This is a genomic window from Cellulomonas fengjieae (assembly GCF_018388465.1).
GTDB classification, from domain to species: domain Bacteria; phylum Actinomycetota; class Actinomycetes; order Actinomycetales; family Cellulomonadaceae; genus Cellulomonas; species Cellulomonas fengjieae.
This window is the reverse complement of sequence record NZ_CP074404.1, coordinates 408,722-425,054: the sequence shown is the minus strand read 5'-3', so window position 1 is coordinate 425,054 and position 16,333 is coordinate 408,722. Positions and strand designations below refer to the sequence as shown.

Annotated in this window: 15 protein-coding genes and 1 pseudogene; 6 read left to right on the top strand and 10 right to left on the bottom strand. The window is 73.7% G+C overall.

What is annotated here, in order from left to right; translation table 11 throughout:
* A complete protein-coding gene (locus KG102_RS01975) occupies positions 1-1,308 on the top strand; it encodes a DUF4032 domain-containing protein (protein ID WP_208210133.1) in 1,308 nt (435 codons plus the stop codon).
* On the opposite strand, the gene rlmB is transcribed toward KG102_RS01975, so the two are convergent.
* From rlmB to KG102_RS01950, 5 genes are all read right to left on the bottom strand, one after another.
* Positions 1,305-2,312 carry a 23S rRNA (guanosine(2251)-2'-O)-methyltransferase RlmB gene (gene rlmB / locus KG102_RS01970; RefSeq protein WP_208210134.1) on the bottom strand — a complete coding sequence of 336 codons (1,008 nt, stop codon included), beginning with the start codon at positions 2,310-2,312 and terminating at the stop codon, positions 1,305-1,307. The genes KG102_RS01975 and rlmB overlap by 4 nt on opposite strands.
* Positions 2,313-2,314: 2 nt before the next feature.
* Positions 2,315-3,760 carry a cysteine--tRNA ligase gene (gene cysS / locus KG102_RS01965; RefSeq protein ID WP_208289558.1) on the bottom strand — a complete coding sequence of 482 codons (1,446 nt, stop codon included), beginning with the start codon at positions 3,758-3,760 and terminating at the stop codon, positions 2,315-2,317.
* Positions 3,761-3,937: 177 nt separating this feature from the next.
* Complete coding sequence (locus tag KG102_RS01960; protein WP_208210136.1) at positions 3,938-5,122, bottom strand: alanine racemase; 1,185 nt, start codon at positions 5,120-5,122, stop codon at positions 3,938-3,940.
* Positions 5,119-6,369 (bottom strand): MFS transporter, encoded by a 1,251-nt coding sequence (locus tag KG102_RS01955; RefSeq protein ID WP_208289559.1) that lies wholly within the window; start codon positions 6,367-6,369, stop codon positions 5,119-5,121. Before KG102_RS01955 ends, KG102_RS01960 begins: the two co-directional genes overlap by 4 nt.
* Entirely contained in the window at positions 6,366-6,995 is a 630-nt protein-coding gene (locus KG102_RS01950; protein ID WP_208210138.1) for a TetR/AcrR family transcriptional regulator, read from the bottom strand. Before KG102_RS01950 ends, KG102_RS01955 begins: the two co-directional genes overlap by 4 nt.
* Positions 6,996-7,162: 167 nt before the next feature.
* Here KG102_RS01950 and KG102_RS01945 point away from each other — a divergent pair, with 167 nt between their 5' ends.
* From KG102_RS01945 to KG102_RS01935, 3 genes are all read left to right on the top strand, one after another.
* Positions 7,163-8,512 carry a D-arabinono-1,4-lactone oxidase gene (locus tag KG102_RS01945; protein ID WP_208210139.1) on the top strand — a complete coding sequence of 450 codons (1,350 nt, stop codon included), beginning with the start codon at positions 7,163-7,165 and terminating at the stop codon, positions 8,510-8,512.
* A gap of 78 nt (positions 8,513-8,590) precedes the next feature.
* The gene (locus tag KG102_RS01940) at positions 8,591-10,483 is read left to right on the top strand and encodes a glycoside hydrolase family 127 protein (protein WP_208289560.1); all 1,893 of its coding nucleotides are present in this window, start codon (positions 8,591-8,593) and stop codon (positions 10,481-10,483) included.
* Positions 10,484-10,570: 87 nt separating this feature from the next.
* Positions 10,571-11,521 (top strand): NADP-dependent oxidoreductase, encoded by a 951-nt coding sequence (locus tag KG102_RS01935; RefSeq protein WP_208289561.1) that lies wholly within the window; start codon positions 10,571-10,573, stop codon positions 11,519-11,521.
* Positions 11,522-11,658: 137 nt separating this feature from the next.
* On the opposite strand, the gene KG102_RS01930 is transcribed toward KG102_RS01935, so the two are convergent.
* The gene (locus tag KG102_RS01930) at positions 11,659-11,883 is read right to left on the bottom strand and encodes a hypothetical protein (RefSeq protein WP_208289565.1); all 225 of its coding nucleotides are present in this window, start codon (positions 11,881-11,883) and stop codon (positions 11,659-11,661) included.
* Between the two features lie 195 nt (positions 11,884-12,078).
* On the opposite strand from KG102_RS01930, the gene KG102_RS01925 reads away from it, so the two are divergent.
* Positions 12,079-13,134, top strand: coding sequence for an EamA family transporter (locus tag KG102_RS01925; RefSeq protein ID WP_443623130.1), 1,056 nt, complete (start codon positions 12,079-12,081; stop codon positions 13,132-13,134).
* Here the strand turns inward: KG102_RS01925 and KG102_RS01920 are convergent.
* The 3 genes and pseudogenes from KG102_RS01920 to KG102_RS01910 form a co-directional block, all read right to left on the bottom strand.
* A pseudogene (locus KG102_RS01920) lies at positions 13,056-13,451 on the bottom strand (2-C-methyl-D-erythritol 2,4-cyclodiphosphate synthase); the annotation flags it as partial. The gene KG102_RS01925 and the pseudogene KG102_RS01920 overlap by 79 nt on opposite strands.
* A gap of 32 nt (positions 13,452-13,483) precedes the next feature.
* Positions 13,484-14,230: a 2-C-methyl-D-erythritol 4-phosphate cytidylyltransferase gene (ispD, locus tag KG102_RS01915; RefSeq protein WP_208289567.1), complete on the bottom strand. Its 747-nt coding sequence runs from the start codon at positions 14,228-14,230 to the stop codon at positions 13,484-13,486.
* 1 nt (position 14,231) lies between these two features.
* The gene (locus KG102_RS01910) at positions 14,232-14,714 is read right to left on the bottom strand and encodes a CarD family transcriptional regulator (RefSeq protein WP_208210145.1); all 483 of its coding nucleotides are present in this window, start codon (positions 14,712-14,714) and stop codon (positions 14,232-14,234) included.
* Between the two features lie 276 nt (positions 14,715-14,990).
* Here KG102_RS01910 and KG102_RS01905 point away from each other — a divergent pair, with 276 nt between their 5' ends.
* Positions 14,991-15,494: a hypothetical protein gene (locus KG102_RS01905; protein WP_208210146.1), complete on the top strand. Its 504-nt coding sequence runs from the start codon at positions 14,991-14,993 to the stop codon at positions 15,492-15,494.
* Positions 15,495-15,550: 56 nt separating this feature from the next.
* On the opposite strand, the gene pstB is transcribed toward KG102_RS01905, so the two are convergent.
* Positions 15,551-16,330 carry a phosphate ABC transporter ATP-binding protein PstB gene (pstB, locus tag KG102_RS01900; RefSeq protein ID WP_208210147.1) on the bottom strand — a complete coding sequence of 260 codons (780 nt, stop codon included), beginning with the start codon at positions 16,328-16,330 and terminating at the stop codon, positions 15,551-15,553.
* Positions 16,331-16,333: the final 3 nt, after the last annotated feature.

The window sequence follows — 16,333 nt, the reverse complement described above, 5'->3', positions numbered from 1 at the left end:
ATGAGCCCGACGTCGCAGCGCCTCCGGATCACCGCGGCCTCGCCGGACCCGGCACTGCTGGACCTGCCGTGGGACGTCCCCCTCGAGGAATGGCCGGCCGAGACCCTGGCAGCGCTCCCCCGCGGTATCTCCCGCCACATCGTGCGCTTCGCCAAGATGTCCGGGCGGGTCATCGCGGTCAAGGAGATCGGCGAGACGGTCGCCTACCGCGAGTACGAGCTGCTGCGGCAGCTGCGCCGGCTCGACGTGCCGAGCGTGGAGCCGGTCGGGGTCATCACGGGGCGCCGCTCCCCCGACGGCGAGCCGCTCGAGGCCGTGCTGATCACCCAGCACCTGCAGTTCTCGCTGCCCTACCGGGCGCTGTTCAACCAGTCGCTGCGCCCCGACACGGCCACCCGTCTCATCGACGCCCTCGCGGTGCTCCTGGTCCGTCTGCACCTGGTCGGCTTCTACTGGGGTGACGTGTCGCTGTCCAACACCCTGTTCCGCCGGGACGCCGAGACGTTCGCCGCGTACCTGGTCGACGCCGAGACGGGCGACCTGCACGACAAGCTGTCCGACGGTCAGCGCGGCTACGACCTCGAGGTTGCGCGCGTGAACATCATCGGCGAGCTCATGGACCTGCAGGCAGGCGAGTTCCTCGAGGAGGACGTCGACGCCGTGGCCATCGGGGACGCCCTGGCCGAGCGGTACGGCGAGCTGTGGCGCGCCCTGACGGAGTCCGAGTCGTTCACGTTCGGGGACCGCTGGCGCGTGCAGGCCCGCATCGACCGCCTCAACGACCTCGGCTTCGACGTGGGCGAGCTCAACATCACCACGGACGTCGACGGGACCAGCGTGCGGATCCAGCCGATGGTCGTCGATGCCGGGCACCACTCCCGCCGCCTCATGCGGCTCACGGGGCTCGACGTGCAGGAGAACCAGGCGCGCCGGCTGCTCAACGACCTCGACGAGTACCGGGCGGCCACCGACCGGCAGCGCGAGGACGAGTCGTTCGTCGCGCACGACTGGCTCACCGACATCTTCGAGCCGGCCGTCCGCGCCGTCCCGCGGGAGCTGCGCGGCAAGCTCGAGCCCGCGCAGATCTACCACGAGCTGCTGGACCACCGCTGGTTCCTGTCGGAGCAGGAGGGCCGCGACGTGCCCATGCAGCAGGCCGTGAAGAGCTACGTGAAGAACATCCTGCCGTCCCGCCCGGACGAGCGGGCGGTCCTCGGCGTGCAGGCCGGCGAGATCCCGGAGAACGACGGCCCGGGGGCCCGGGACGGTGCCGACGACGAGATCGACGGCGACCAGCTCATCGGCTAGCTCGACCGCTGGCGGGCCACCTCGAACAGGGCGATGCCTGCGGCCACTCCGGCGTTCAGCGACTCCACGGCCGAGGCGATCGGGATCGACGCGATCGCGTCGCACTGCTCGCGGACCAGCCGCGAGAGCCCCTTGCCCTCGGAGCCGACGACGAGCACCAGCGGGTCGTTGGCGTACGGCAGGTCGGTGATCGAGACGTCCCCGCCGCCGTCCAGCCCGACGACGAACACGCCGGCCGCCTTGAGGCCCTGCAGGGTCCGCACCAGGTTGGTCACGCGGGCCACCGGCACGCGCGCCGCGGCACCCGCGGAGACCTTCCACGCCGACGCGGTCACGCCGGCCGCGCGGCGCTCGGGCACCAGCACGCCGTGCGCACCGAACGCGCCCGCCGACCGGAGCACGGCCCCGAGGTTGCGCGGGTCGGTGACGCCGTCGAGCGCGACGATGAGCGCCGGGCGGTCGGACTCCGCGGCCGCGTCCAGCAGGTCGTCGTCGTCCGCGTACTCGTACGGCGGCACCTGGATGGCCACGCCCTGGTGGACGGAGCCGTCGGTCAGCCGGTCGAGCTCCGCGCGGCTCACCTCGAGCAGCGGGTAGTTCGAGTTCCCCGCGGCGCTGATGATCTCGCGCGTGCGGTCGTCGGCCTCCAGCCGCGAGGCGATGTAGACCGTGGACACGGGGATGCCCGCGCGGATCGCCTCGACCACGGAGTTCCGGCCGGAGACGATCTCGTGCGTCGAGCTCTTGCGGCCGCCCTTGGCGCCGCCCGCGCTCCGGCTCGCGCCGGCCGACTGGCGTCCCGACGTGCCGCGGGTGCCTGCGACCGCGCGCCGCTCGGCAGCGAGCTTCGCCTTGTGCGCGGGGTGGTACTCGCGGTCCTCCGCCTTGGGCGTCGGCCCCCTGCCCTCGAGGGCCCGACGGTTCTTGCCACCCGTGCCCGCGCTGGCAACCTTCTTGGACGCGCCCTTGCGGACGGCTCCGCGGCGCTCAGAGTTTCCGGCCATGTTCAGTTCTCCTCAGAAGTGTCGGCGCGCGCGGCCAGCGACCAGCGCGCTCCGGAAGGTGAGTCCTCGACGACGATGCCGGCGGCTGCCAGGCGGTCGCGGATCGCGTCGGACGTGGCGAAGTCACGGGCGGCCCGCGCCTGGGCGCGCGCCTCCAGCTCGGCGGCGACGACGGCCTCGAGCGCCCGGGCGTAGCGGGCGTCGCTCCCGTGCGCGCGCCACTGCGACCCGCCCGGGTCCAGCCCGAGGACGTCGAGCATCGCCCGGAGCTTGACCAGGACATTGCGGGTCCCGCCGAGGTTGCCGACCGCGAGGGCGGAGTTGCCGGTGCGCAGGTGCTCGTGCACCACGGCGAGCGCGGCGGGCACGTTGAGGTCGTCGTTCATCGCCGCCACGAAGTCGGCGGGCAGCTCGACGGCCGCCACCTCGGCGTCGTCGACCACGCCCACCTTCTCCGCGGCGCGCTCGACGAAGCCCGCCAGCCGGTCCCACGTGGCCTCGGCCTCGCGCAGGGTGTCGTCGGTCCACTCCAGCATCGAGCTGTACTGGACCGCCGTCATCGCGTACCGCAGCACGGCCGGCCGCTCCTTGGCGAGCACCGCGGTGACCAGCAGCCCGTTGCCGAGCGACTTGCTCATCTTGGTGCCGCCCTGGGTGACCCAGCCGTTGTGCAGCCAGTACTGCGCGAACCCGTAGCCGGCCGCCCGCGACTGCGCCTGCTCGTTCTCGTGGTGCGGGAACCGCAGGTCCAGGCCGCCACCGTGGATGTCGAACGACTCGCCGAGGTACCGCTGCGCCATCGCCGAGCACTCGAGGTGCCAGCCCGGCCGACCCCGCCCGTAGGGCGTGTCCCAGGAGGCGGTCGCCGGCTCGCCCGGCTTGGCGGCCTTCCAGAGCGCGAAGTCGCGGGGGTCCCGCTTCATCGAGTCGTCCACCGTGCCGTCCGGCGCGGGCACCATGTCGTCCACCCGCTGGTTGGTCAGGGCGCCGTACTCGGGGTAGCTGCGGACGTCGAACCACACGTCGCCGAGGCCGGTCGTGTAGGCGTGGCCGGTCTGGACGAGCCGGTCCATGAGCTCGACCATCGACGGCACGTGGCCCGTCGCGCGCGGCTCGTGGCTGGGCGGCAGCACTCCGAGCGCGTCGTAGGCCGCGCTGAACGCCCGCTCGTTCGCGGTCGCCCAGGCCCACCACGGCTCCCCCGCGTCGGCGGCCTTGGCGAGGATCTTGTCGTCGATGTCGGTCACGTTGCGCACCAGCGTCACGCGGTGGCCCGTGCGGCGCAGCCAGCGCACCAGCACGTCGAACGCGATCGCCGAGCGGAGGTGCCCGATGTGCGGGGGTGCCTGCACCGTGGCACCGCACAGGTAGATGCCCACCTCGTTCGGTACGAGCGGGACGAAGTCACGCACCGTCCGGGTCGCGGTGTCGAAGAGGCGCAGGGTCACCAGTCAAGGCTACCGGGCACCCACTCCACCACCGGACGTCCGAGCAGAGGTAGGCCATGACCTCCATCTGCTCGGACGCTACGGGAGCCCCATGCGCAACGTCCGAGCAGAGGTAGGCCATGACCTCCATCTGCTCGGACGCTACGGGGTTCCGCGCGGCGCACGGCTGGGTCGAGGTCAGCCGAAGGTCTGGTGCTCGCCGCGGTAGGTGGGGAACGTGGCCTCGATCGTGGTGCCGCGGACCAGGTGCACCTGCTCGAAGCGCTCCATGACCTCGCCCGACTTGGCGTGCCGGAACCAGACCCGGTCCCCGACGCGCAGGTCCGCTCCACCGGACAGCCGCAGCGGCGTCTGCACCTCCCCGGCACCCTCGCGGCCCGTCAGCGCCAACCCGGACGGCCACACCGGCCTCGGCTGACGAGACGTGGTGGCCGGACCGGAGGCGATGTACCCGCCGCCGAAGACGGTCGCGAACCCGGGGCCGGGGACGCGCACGACGTCGAGCCCGAAGAACGCGGCCGGCCGGGGCGTGAAGGAGCGGTACGCGTCGAACAGCGTGGGGACGAACAGTCCGGAGCCCGCGGTGACCTCGGTGACCACGGGGTCGGCAGCGCTCGTGCCCACCGAGCCGGAGCCCCCGGAGTTGATCAGCGACAGCTCGTGGCCCACCGCGTCCTGTACGGCGGTCACCACCGCGGCGCGGCGGACGGCCAGGTCTCGGATGGAGAGTCGCTTGACCGCCCGCACGGCCGGTGACGAGTCGGGCAGCCCCGCCACCTGGGCCTCGTAGAACATGACGCCGACCACGTCGACGCCGGGCCGGTCGGCGACCGCCGAGGCGAGCCGCGCGGCGTCGACGGCCGAGTGGACCGGCGAGCGCCGCACACCCAGGTGCGCGGTCACCGGACCGAGCCGCAGCCTCAGGGACGCGTCGACGTCGAGGCACAGCCGCAGCGTCGTGCCGTGGCCCCGGGCGGCGCGCGCGGCCAACTCCACCTGGGACAGGTCGTCGACCATCAGCGTCACCGCGGCGGCGGCGACGGGGTCCGCGGCGAGCGCGTCCAGCGCGCCGGTGTCGACGCTCGGGTAGCCCACGAGGACGTCGTCGAACCCCTGACCGACGAGCCAGAGCGCCTCGCGCACCGAGTACCCCATCACCCCGGCGAACCCCGGCAGCTCCAGCACCCGCTCGAGGACGCCGCGCACGCGGACGGACTTGCTGGCGACCCGGATCGGCGTGCCGGCGGCGCGCCGCACGAGGTCGGCGGCGTTGGCGTCCAGGGCGTCGGCGTCCAGGACGGCCAGCGGCGCAGCCAGGCCCCGTGTCGCCTGGTCGAGGCGCTCACCCAGGGTGCGCGTCACCCACCTGCTCCTGAGCCGGCCGTCGCGGGCGTCCCGACCCGTCGCGCCACACCGAACCGGCCGGCCAGGACCGCCACGGCCACCACGAGGACGATCGGGACGATGAACCCGAGCCCGAGCGACGACGTGCTGCCGATCGCGCCCACGAGCACGCCACCGAGCACCGCGCCCACATAGTTGAAGACGTTGAGCCGCGCGACCACCGCGTCCGCGTGCCCCGGAGCGACGTCGCCCGCCGCGGAGAAGCACAGCGGCGCGATGACACCGAGGCCCGCACCGGCCACCGCGAAGCCGGCGAGCGCGGCCCACTGTCCCGGCGCCGCGACGACGAGCACCAGCCCGGCGGCACCGACGAGCGCGCCACCGCGCAGGACGACGACCCGTCCCCACCGGCGCACCAGCGGGTCCCCGGCGAGCCGGGAGCCGAGCGTGGTGGTGAGGTACGCGGCGTAGCCGAGGGGCGCGAAGGATGCGGAGGCGAGCATGACGTCGTCGAGGTAGATCGTGCTCCACGTGGAGATCGCGGTGTCGGCGACGTAGAACGCGACCACGCCGAGCCCGAGCAGGACCACGGCTCCCCACGGGACCAGGGGCTTGCTCCCGTCCGCGGCGGGGAAGGCGAGGGCCTCGTCAGGCCTGGCGACGCCGTCCGCGCGCACCGCGACGGTCGCGCCCCGCCATCCGGAAGCCAGGACGAGCACGGACGCGGCGCCCGCGACGAGCGCGCCGGTCAGGGTGGCCACCGCGACGGGCTCGTCGGGCACCCGACCGGCGGTGACCGCGACGAGCACGGCGCCGATGATGCCGCCCACCGACCACGACGCGTAGAACCCGGTGAGCAGCGACCGCCCGTACTCGTGCTGGATGGCCACGGCCTGCATGTTCGTGCCCGCGTCCACCATGCCCATGCCGACGCCGAAGACCAGGAACCCGGCCACCAGCACGCCGAAGCCCGGCGCGACGGAGGCGACGACGACCGCCGCCGCGATGACGAGCAGCCCCACACCGAGCACGGCGCGGCTCCCGCTCTCGGTCCGTGCCACCCGGTCGGCCACCAGGGTGCCGAGCGCCGCCATGACGCAGACGCCGAGGACCACGAGCGTGATCTGCCCGTCGTCGACGCCGTACCGGTCCTTGAACCTGTTGAGGTTGGTCAGCAGCGTGGCGTACACGAAGCCCTGGGCGGCGAACCCGCTCGACGCCGCGACGCGCGCCCGTCGGGCCGTCTCGGACAGGGTCGCGGTCACGCGGGGGTCGCGGCGGTGTCCGCCACCGGGGCCGGCACCGTGACCGTGGCCAGGTACCGACCGATCCGCTGCAGGCCCGACAGCGCCGCCTCGCTGTCACCGTCCACGAGCCAGGCCAGCGAGTAGCCGTCGATCATGGCGACGACGGTCCGTGCGAGGGCACCGCGGGGTACGGACCAGCTGACCTGCGCCGACCGCTCGACGAGCTCCAGCACGTGCTCGGCGGCCGCCCACTGGCCCCGGTACTGCTCGATGGCGACCTGGTTGAGCTCGGGGTGGCGCAGCGAGGACGTGGTCAGCTCGTAGCTGAGCAGCTGCGGGCCGCGCGACTCGCGGATCCCGGTCCAGAGGGCGTCCAGGGCGCGCTCGATCACCGACTCGGCGGTCTGGGCTTCGGCGAGCGCCTCGCCCAGGCTGCGTTCCAGGTTGGCGGTCGTGATGGCGTGGGCCATCGCGCGCAGCAGCTCGTCCTTGTCCTGGAAGCAGTAGTGCACGACCCCGAGCGAGACCCCCGCCTCGGCGGCGATGGCACGCACGGTGGCGGCGTCGATGCCGTCCCTGCTTGCGACGGCGAGCGCAGCCTCGATGAGCTGCTCGCGCCTCTCGGCCACAGGCAAACGGTTCATGACGGCGATCCCTCCCTCTTGGCGACGACCTCCCACCAGCGACCGGCACGGCCGCGATGGGTAGGACCCCGCCTCCCCCAGGTGCACATTTCAATAGCACTTGTCACGATAGTCAAGGAAATGTGGCACTTGACTTGGACGAGTGCCCAGGACGAGGGTTCGGCATTATGGGACAACCGCTGGCCACCCGTGTCTGGCGCAACTGGGCGCGCACCGCCACCGCCACCCCGCAGCGCGTCTGCCACCCTCGTGACCTGCACGAACTCTCCGCGGACGTCCGTCGGGCGGTGGCCGACGGGCTGCGCGTACGGGCGGTCGGCAGCGGGCACTCCTTCACCCCGGTGGCCACGACGGACGGCGTGCACATTCGTGTGGACGCCTTGGACGTTCTTGAGCGTGTCGTGTCACAGGCCGACGGCTCGACGCACGTCACGGTCGGCGCCGGCATCCGGCTGGGTGCGCTCAACGCGCTGCTCGCGGAGCGCGGCCTGGCCATGCGCAACCTCGGGGACATCGACAAGCAGACCCTGGCCGGGGCGATCTCGACCGGGACCCACGGCACCGGCGCGCGTCTCGGCGGGCTCGCGACGCAGGTCGTCGGTGCCGAGCTGGTGACGGCGACCGGCGACGTCGTGCAGACCTCCGCGACGCAGGAGCCCGAGCTGTTCGAGCTGGCCCGCCTCGGCCTGGGCACCGTCGGCGTGCTCGGCACCGTGACGCTCGAGGTCGTCCCGGCGTACCGCCTCGAGGCTCGCGAGGAGCCGTGGCTGCTCGGCGACGTCCTGGAGCAGCTCGACGGGCCGGACGGGCTCGTCGAGGCCAACGACCACTTCGAGTTCTACTGGTTCCCGCACACCGACCGCACGCTCACCAAGCGCAACAACCGGGTGGCCGACGACGTCGAGCTGCCGCTGCCCCGGGTGCGCGGGTGGCTGGAGGACGAGGTGATCGCGAACGGCGCCTTCGCGCTGGCCAACTCGATCGCGACCCTGGCGCCGTCGCTCACCCGGTCGGTCAACGACATCGCCACCCGGACGATCAGCCGGCGCCGGTACACCGCGCCGTCCGCCTCCGTCTTCGTCTCGTCACGCCGGGTCCGGTTCCGCGAGATGGAGTACGCACTGCCACGTGACCAGGTGGCGCCGGTGCTGCGCGAGATCGTCTCCTGGATCGAGTCGAGCGGGGAGCTTCTCCCGTTCCCCCTCGAGGTGCGGTTCGCCGCGGCGGACGACCTGTGGCTCTCCACGGCGCACGGTCGCGACACGGCCTACATCGCGGTGCACCAGTACGTCCGGCTGCCGTACGCGCGCTACTTCGACGCGGTCGAGCGGATCGTCGCCCAGGTGGACGGGCGCCCGCACTGGGGCAAGATGCACTGGCTCGAGGCCGAGCGGCTGGCCGAGCTGTACCCGCGGTTCGCCGACGCCCAGCGCGTCCGGGCGCAGGCGGACCCCGACGGGGTCTTCAGCAACCCCTACCTGGACCGGCTGCTGGGCAGTCCGCGCGACGCGGGGTAGCTCGGGACCGACCTGCGGAACCCGCGCCCGGGCGGCAGGCTGGTGCGCACGACGTTCCCCCTGCCGACAGGACGGACGATGGACCGGACCGCGACGCCCGTCGCCCCCTCACGCGGCGCACTGCGTCCGCTCGGGCTCGACGAGGTGCAGATCACCGGTGGCTTCTGGGCGCAGCGGCAGGCCGTCAACGCCACCGCGAGCCTCGGGCACATCGAGCACTGGATGGAGCGGGAGGGCTGGATCGGCAACTTCGACGCGGCCGCGGCCGGGACGTCGGCCGGTCGCCGCGCCGGACGGGAGTTCTCCGACTCCGAGGTCTACAAGCTGCTCGAGGCCATGGCCTGGGAGGTCGGCCGCACCGACGACGAGGTCCTCGACGCCCGGTTCCGCGCGATCGTCGGCAGGGTGGGCGCCGCCCAGGAGCCCGACGGCTACCTCAACACGAACTTCGGCCGGCCCGGTCAGCGCCCCCGCTACAGCGACCTCGAGTGGGGCCACGAGCTCTACTGCTACGGCCACCTGTTCCAGGCGGCGGTGGCCCGGGCGCGGACGCGTCCCGACGCCGACGACGGCCTGCTGGGGATCGCCCTGCGCGCGGCGGACCACGTGGTCGAGACGTTCGGGCCGGGCGGCGTCGCGTCGGTCTGCGGGCACCCGGAGGTCGAGCCCGCGCTGGTCGAGCTGGGCCGGACGACCGCCCGCCGCTACGTCGAGCAGGCCGCGCTGTTCGTCGAGCGCCGCGGCACGGGCACGCTGGCGGACGTCGGCCTGGGCCGCGCGTACTACCAGGACGACGTGCCGGTGCGGGACGCGACGGTCCTGCGAGGGCATGCCGTGCGGGCGAACTACCTGGCGGCGGGGGCGGTCGACGTCGCCGTGGAGACCGCGGACGAGGGGCTGCTCGCGGCGCTGACGACGCAGTGGGAGAACACCGTCGCCCGCCGCACCTACGTCACGGGCGGGCAGGGCTCGCAGCACGAGGGCGAGTCGTTCGGCGAGGACTTCGTCCTGCCCGCCGACCGTGCCTACAGCGAGACCTGCGCGGGCGTCGGCTCCGTGATGTTCTCGTGGCGCCTGCTGCTGGCCCAGGGCCTGCCGCGGTACGCCGACCTGATCGAGCGGACGCTCTACAACGTGGTCGCCACCTCGCCGTCGCACGAGGGAACCGCGTACTACTACACGAACACGCTGCACCAGCGGGTCCCGGGGACGGTGCCACCCGCGGACGCGCCGAGCCCCCGGGCGTCGTCGTCGCTGCGGGCGCCGTGGTTCGCGGTCTCCTGCTGCCCGCCCAACGTCGCCCGCACGCTGGCGAGCCTCGCGGCGTACGTGGCGACCACCGACGACGACGGCCTCCAGCTGCACCAGTACGCCCCCGCCCGCATCCGCACCCGCCTGGCCGACGGTCGCCGCGTCGAGCTCGACGTCGAGACCGACTACCCCCGCGAGGGGGTGGTCCGGGCGACGGTGGTCAGCGCAGAGGACCGGCCCTGGACGCTCACGCTGCGCGTCCCCGCCTGGGCGCGCGGAGCGACCCTGCGCACGCCCGACGCCGCCCAGCCGGCACCCCCGGGGACCGTGTCCGTCCGACGGCGGTTCGCCGCCGGCGACGTGGTCGAGCTCCACCTGCCGATGCACCCCCGCATCTCCCACCCCGACCCGCGCATCGACGCCGTCCGCGGGTGCGTCGCCGTCGAGCGCGGCCCGGAGGTCCTGTGCCTGGAGTCCGTCGACCTGGCGGGGCACGCCGACGTCTCGGGTGTGCGGCTCGACGTCGGCGCGGGGCTGCGGGAGGTGGACGGGCGGGTCCTCGCGACGCTGCGCACGACGGCACCGGCCGATGTCGCCTGGCCGTACGGGTCGGCGCACCCGGAGCAGCCCGTGACCCGCACGGACGTCCCGCTGACCGCCTACCACGACTGGGCCAACCGCGGGCCGTCGACGATGCGGGTGTGGCTGCCCGTGGCGTGAGCGCAGGCGCTCACTCGACGGGGTGACGAGGCCGCTGGGGTCGGTTGCACTCTGGTCCTGGACCGGCGAACGGTGCAGAGTGTGCCGGTGGCCCTCACCAGCAGAGCCGTCGTCGCGAGCGCGTACGGCGGTCCGGACGTCCTGCGCGTCATCGACGTCGACCCCGGCGAGCCCGGTCCGGGGAACGTCCTCCTCGACGTGCGCGCTGCGGGCGTCAACCCGACCGACTGGAAGGGCTACGCCGGGGTGTACGGCACCGACCCCGCCAAGCTGCCGATGCGCCTGGGCTACGAGGTGTCCGGGGTGGTCAGCGCCGTGGGCCCGTCGGTGCGCTGGCTGACGCCCGGTGACGAGGTCATCGCCTGGCGGGTGCGCGGCGGCTACGCCGACCAGATCGTGGTGTCCGAGCAGGTGACCGTCCGCCGACCGCCCGCCCTCGACTGGCCGGCGGCCGCCGGGCTCCTGCTGGCGGGGACCACGGCCGTGCACACCCTGACCGCGACCGCGGCTCGGGACGGCGACGTCGTGCTCGTGCACGGCGGGTCCGGCGGCGTCGGCCGGATGGTCGTGCAGCTCGCGGTCCTGCGGGGCGCACGAGTGATCGCGACCGCCTCGCCGCGGCACCACGACGACCTGCGTGACCTGGGTGCGACGCCGGTCGCGTACGGCGAGGGTCTGCTCGACCGGATCCAGGAGGCCGCCCGCCAGACGGGCCCCGTGACCGTGGCGATCGACACCGTGGGCACGGACGAGGCGCTGGACACCTCCGTGAAGCTGGTGGCCGACCGGGCCCGGGTCGCGACGATCGCCGGCTTCGCCCGCGCCCGCGACCTCGGCATCAAGGCCCTCGGTGGCGGGGCCGGCGCGGACCCCGGCACCGCCGTGCGGGAGGCCGCGCGTGCCCAGCTCGCGGAGCTCGCCTCCGACGGCACGCTCGACGTGCGCGTGGCGCGCACCTACCCCCTCGTGGACGCGGCCCGTGCGCACCGCGACGGCATGGCCGGGCACAGCGCCGGCAAGCTCATCCTGATCCCCTAGGGGACGGGCAGCCTCGCCACTGCCTGACACGGTGTCCGCGTGGGGCTCCCCGACCGCGCGGGCTTGAGCACCACCTCCGTGGCCGAGCCTCCCCGGCTCGGCCACGGCGCGCCGTGGCGCGTCGGTCCCGCCCTCGGTCAGCCCCCCTGCGACGGGGGCGAGGGCGGATTCTCTGCCGCCTCGCTGCGGCGCTTGTCGTCCAGCCCGCGCAGCCCGGCGCTCGTCGCCTCGAGGACGTCGAGCGGGACACGGACCCGGACCCGGACGGGGTGGTTCCCGGCCGGACGGGCGGGCAGACGGTGTGTGAGCGCTCCCACGACGACGGGGAGCGCCTCGGTCCTGGCCTCCGACGACTGTGTCACGCGGGGACGGTACCTGCCCGGGAGGACCGGACGCTACCCCCCATTTCGGACGCGCCGGGGACCCCCCGAAGACACGCCGGGAGTGGTCCGTGTCGCCGGGCGGAGCCGTCGCGCGGAGCTCACCGAGCACCCGCGTGCGGGCCCGCGGCGCCAAAACGCTGGTGCGCCGGCGCCCCACCGGCGCATGCTCGGTCCGTGCCGATCCGCGACCGCCTGCTCGCCGTCCTCGTCGCCGTCTGCTGGGGCCTGAACTTCCCCGCGATCCACGTGTCGCTCGAGCAGTTCCCGCCCTTCTTCCTGGTCGCACTCCGGTTCACGCTCATCGCCGTCCCGACCGTGCTGCTGGTGTCCCGCCCCGCCGCGCCATGGCGGTGGATCACCCTGTACGGCCTCGGGTTCGGCGTGCTCCAGTTCGCCTTCCTCTACCTGGCGATGTCCAGCGGCATGCCGACGGGCCTGGCGTCGCTCGTGCTCCAGTCGTCGGCGCCCTTCACCGTCCTGCTGGCCGGCGCGTTCCTGCGCGAACGGCTCACGGCCCGGCAGGTCGCCGGGATCCTGCTGGCCGTCGCCGGCCTCGCAGGCATCGCGGTGCACCGCGCGAGCCTGGACGGCGGCGCGGCGCTGCTGCCGGTCCTGCTGACCCTGTGCGGCGGGCTCGGCTGGGCCGTCGGCAACCTCGGCAACCGGCTCGCCATGCAGGCGGACCCGGGCGAGCCGTTCCGGCTCATGCTCTGGATGTCCGTCGTCCCGCCGCTGCCCCTCCTGGTGCTGTCGCTGACGATCGAGGGTCCGGCACGGATCGCGGAGTCGTTCCGCGGGCTGGACAGCGCTCAGGGGCTGCTCGCCGTGGCCGGGCTCGCGTTCACGGTCGTCGTCGCGACGCTGATCGGGTCCGGCCTGTGGTCCGCGCTCATGGGCCGGTACCCGTCGAGCACGGTGGCCCCGTTCTCCATGCTCGTGCCCGTGGTGGGCATCGGCGCGTCGTGGCTCCTGCTGCGGGAGCGGACGTCACCGACCGAGCTGGCCTGGGGCGCGCTGGTGATCGTGGGCGTGCTGCTGGGCAGCACGCGCCGGCGCACGCCGACGGCAGGGCCGAGTCAGTCCGACGCGCCCACGACCAGCGCGGTGGCGATGGCCGCGACACCCTCGCCGCGTCCGGTCAGCCCGAGCCCGTCGGTGGTCGTGGCCGAGACGCTGACCGGCGCACCCACGGCGGCGGACAGCACCGACTCCGCCTCCGACCGCCGCTGACCGATCTTCGGCCGGTTGCCGATCACCTGGACGGCGACGTTGCCGATGACGAACCCGGCCGCGCGCACGCGCTGCGCGGCCTCACCGAGCAGGACCGCCCCGGAGGCTCCGGCCCACCGCGGCTCGGAGGTGCCGAAGTTCGACCCGAGGTCGCCCAGGCCCGCGGCGGACAGCAGCGCGTCCGCGGCGGCGTGCGCCGCGACGTCGGCGTCGGAGTGTCCCGCCAGGGGCCGCTCCCCCGGCCACGCGAGGCCCGCCAGGTGCAGGACGGGCTCCGACGGGGCGCCCGAGGCAGGCTCGGGGGCGTACGCGTGCACGTCGATGCCGATCCCCGTGCGGGGCAGTGTGCTCACTCGTCGCTCTCCGTCGGCAGGTCCGCGACCTGCAGGTCGCGCAGGGTCGTGATCTTCGCCGCGCGCGCGTCGCCCGCGACCACCCACACGGGCTCGCCCAGGCGCTCGACCAGTCCCGCGTCGTCGGAGGCGGACAGGGCCTCGTCGTGCGCGTCCTCGGCGCCGTGCGCGTGCGCCCGCAGCAACAGCTCCGTGGTGAACCCCTGCGGCGTCTGGATGGCGCGCAGCACCGTGCGGGGAACCGTCTCCAGGACCGGCTCGACGGTGACGCCGCGGTGGGGCGCGACCCGCTTGATGGTGTCCGTGACCGGCACGCCGGGGACCACCGCGGGGTGACCGTCGCGCACCGCGTCGATGACGCGGGCGACCAGGGACGCGGGCGCGAGGGGTCGGGCCGCGTCGTGCACGAGCACGACGTCCGCCTCGGCGCCGCGCGGATCCGCCACGAGGGCGGCCAGCCCGGCCGCGACGGACGCCTGCCGGGTGGCCCCACCGGCGACGACGAGCAGGGCGACCTGGTCCGTCAGGTCGGCGAGCTCGCGCGCGATGGCGTCGACGTGGAACGCGGGCGCCGTGACCACAAGCACCCGGACGCGATCGTCGCCCGCCGCGCGCGCTGCCAGCAGGTTCCGGGCAGCGTGCGCGACGAGCGACTGGCCTCCCAGAGGCACGAGGGCCTTCGGGAGGGAATGACCGAGCCTGCTGCCGCTCCCGGCGGCAGTCAGGACCGCAGCGACGCTCACGTCAGGACGCGAGGACCTCGTCGAGGATCGCTTCGGCCTTCTCCTCCTCGGTGTGCTCGGCGAGTGCGAGCTCCGAGACGAGGATCTGGCGGGCCTTGGCGAGCATGCGCTTCTCTCCCGCGGACAGGCCGCGGTCGGCGTCGCGGCGCGACAGGTCGCGGACGACCTCCGCCACCTTGATGACGTCGCCCGACGCGAGCTTCTCGAGGTTCGCCTTGTAGCGGCGCGACCAGTTGGTCGGCTCCTCCGTGTACGGCGCCCGGAGGACCTCGAACACCTTGTCGAGACCTTCCTGACCGACGACGTCACGCACACCGACCAGGTCCACGTTCTCAGCGGGAACCTCGATGGTGAGATCTCCCTGAGCGACCTTGAGCTTGAGGTAGAGCTTGTCCTCGCCGCGGATGGTCCTGGTCCTGATCTCTTCGATCAATGCCGCACCATGGTGCGGATAGACAACGGTCTCCCCAACAGTGAAAGTCATCTGCAGGTGTCCCCTTTCGCAGAGGGGTATCCTACCACGCCCATTTTCCCGGTTTGCCGCGTGAATACCGCCATCTGCGCAGGTCATCGGCAGGTCATCGGCAGGACGCCGGCGCGTCCGCGAGCGCCCCGAGCGGGCGGACGAGCCGCGGGGACGGCGCCCGCACCGGCACGCGTCACGTCCGGCGGACCGGTCGGCCCCGCGGGCGGCGGCTAGGCTTGCACCGGCGGAGCACCGCCGACCAGCCCGCCGCGCCCGACGTCCCGAGGAGTCACCGTGACCTCGCCCCGCCCCCGCACCCTCCGGGCTGCCGCCCTCGTCGCCGGCGCCGCCGCCGTCGGCCTGGTGCTCGCGGGCTGCTCCGCGACGAACCCCATCACCACGCAGGCCAAGTACTCCGCGTCCGACGGCGTGCGCGTCACGCTCGGCGACGTGGTGGGCAGCAACCTCCTGGTGCTCTCCGCGGCCGAGGGCGACCCGGGCGCGATGCAGGGCGGCCTGATCAACGACGGTTCCGAGGACCGCCTGGTCACCGTCGCCATCGGCGACGACGAGACCATCGTGACGGTCGGTGCCAAGGAGACCGTGCTCCTCGGCGTGGGCCGCAACCCCGAGGACGGCTTCGCCGAGGTGACGTTCCCCGTGCTCGAGGCCGCCCCGGGTTCCACCGTGTCCGTGACGCTGTCGACGCCTCAGGACGGCTCGATCTCCGTCGAGGTGCCGGTGCTCGACGGCACGCTCCCGGAGTACGCGACGGCGGTCCCCAGCCCCACCAGCTGACCCGCACGCACCAGCAGGGGCCGCCCCACGGGACGGCCCCTGCTGCGTGCCCGCACTCAGCCGAAGCGGCCCGAGATGTAGTCCTCCGTCGCCTTCTCGCGCGGCGAGGAGAAGATGGTCGACGTGTCGTCGATCTCGACCAGCCGGCCCGGCTCCCCCGTCGCGGCGAGGTTGAAGAACGCCGTCCGGTCCGAGACGCGCGCGGCCTGCTGCATGTTGTGCGTGACGATCACGATCGTGTAGTCCGACTTGAGCTCGGCGATGAGGTCCTCGATCGCCAGCGTCGAGATCGGGTCCAGGGCGGAGCACGGCTCGTCCATCAGGAGCACCTGGGGCTTGACCGCGATGGCGCGCGCGATGCACAGCCGCTGCTGCTGACCGCCCGACAGCCCGGAGCCCGGGCGGTCGAGGCGGTCCTTGACCTCGTTCCACAGGTTGGCGCCGCGCAGCGAGGCCTCGACGACGTCCTGCGCGTCCCCCTTGGAGATGCGCCGGTTGTTCAGCCGGATGCCCGCCAGCACGTTCTCGGCGATCGACATGGTGGGGAAGGGGTTGGGGCGCTGGAACACCATGCCCACCTGGCGGCGGACCGCCACCGGGTCGATGTCGGTGCCGTACAGGTCCACGCCGTCCATCGCCACGGTGCCCTGCACGTGCGCCCCGGGGATGACCTCGTGCATCCGGTTCAGCGTGCGCAGGAAGGTCGACTTCCCGCAGCCGGAGGGGCCGATGAACGCCGTCACCGAGCGGGGCTCGACGGACATCGCCACGTCGGCCACGGCCCGGAAGTCGCCGTAGTAGATGTTCAGGTCCTTGACGTCGATGCGCTGTGCCATGGG

What these genes read in the sequence shown, in the direction of transcription:
- KG102_RS01940 (WP_208289560.1), top strand. Translation starts at nt 8,591, where the DNA reads ATGGACCGGACCGCGACGCCCGTCGCCCCCTCACGCGGCGCACTGCGT.
- rlmB (WP_208210134.1), bottom strand. Translation starts at nt 2,312, where the DNA reads ATGGCCGGAAACTCTGAGCGCCGCGGAGCCGTCCGCAAGGGCGCGTCC.
- KG102_RS01910 (WP_208210145.1), bottom strand. Translation starts at nt 14,714, where the DNA reads ATGACTTTCACTGTTGGGGAGACCGTTGTCTATCCGCACCATGGTGCG.
- KG102_RS01950 (WP_208210138.1), bottom strand. Translation starts at nt 6,995, where the DNA reads ATGAACCGTTTGCCTGTGGCCGAGAGGCGCGAGCAGCTCATCGAGGCT.
- KG102_RS01975 (WP_208210133.1), top strand. Translation starts at nt 1, where the DNA reads ATGAGCCCGACGTCGCAGCGCCTCCGGATCACCGCGGCCTCGCCGGAC.
- KG102_RS01945 (WP_208210139.1), top strand. Translation starts at nt 7,163, where the DNA reads ATGGGACAACCGCTGGCCACCCGTGTCTGGCGCAACTGGGCGCGCACC.
- pstB (WP_208210147.1), bottom strand. Translation starts at nt 16,330, where the DNA reads ATGGCACAGCGCATCGACGTCAAGGACCTGAACATCTACTACGGCGAC.